Source organism: Mesorhizobium sp. P5_C1, from assembly GCF_054049815.1.
This window is the reverse complement of sequence record NZ_JBFULQ010001265.1, coordinates 1-722: the sequence shown is the minus strand read 5'-3', so window position 1 is coordinate 722 and position 722 is coordinate 1. Positions and strand designations below refer to the sequence as shown.

Annotated in this window: 2 protein-coding genes; both read right to left on the bottom strand. The window is 60.0% G+C overall.

Annotation, left to right across the window (positions count from 1 at the left end):
• Positions 1-414: CopD family protein (locus ACXJ7R_RS35290; protein WP_457155824.1), on the bottom strand; the 414-nt coding region annotated here is incomplete at its 3' end.
• 56 nt (positions 415-470) lie between these two features.
• Positions 471-722 (bottom strand): uroporphyrinogen decarboxylase family protein (locus ACXJ7R_RS35285; protein ID WP_457155823.1); only part of this gene is annotated, 252 nt, incomplete at its 5' end.

The window sequence follows — 722 nt, the reverse complement described above, 5'->3', positions numbered from 1 at the left end:
GTGCCGGGCCGGCTTTTCGTTGCGATCCTCGGCAAATTTGCGCACCGCGCCCGCCAGATAGCCATGAACGGCGGACAGCAGAAGCACCGCACCGATCTTGGCGTGCAGCCAGCCACCGTGGAAACCAAAGACTTTCCACGCGAGCCACAGACCAAAAACCCAGGTGACGATCATTGCCGGATTGATGATGCCGCGCAGCAGGCGGCGCTCCATCACTTTGAAGGTCTCCGACTGCACCGAGCCCTTCTCGGCATCCACGTGATAGACCAGCAGCCGAGGCAGATAGAGCATGCCCGCCATCCAAGAAATGACGGCAAGGATGTGGATCGCTTTCGCCCAGGGATAGAAGCTGTCGGGCGCGACGAAAAACAAAACTGCCGTGAGAACGACCAGCACCGCAATGCCGATCACCATCCGCATCATTGCCTGGCCAGTGCTGTTGGTGCTGCCAGTGCTGTTTGATTGTGTCATCAGCGGGTCGCGCTCCTCACCAGTTTCACCATTGTCTCGACATGCGCTATCGGCGTCTCCGGCGTGATACCGTGACCGAGATTGAAAATCAGCGGCCCGTCTCCCAGCGTTTTAAGGATGGCCTCGACACCATCGGATAGGGCTTTGCCGCCAGCAACGAGCCGCAAGGGATCGAGATTGCCTTGGACCGCACCCAAGCGCTGCAAATCCTTCGCCGCCACCAGGGGCACCGTCCAATCGATCCCCAGGGC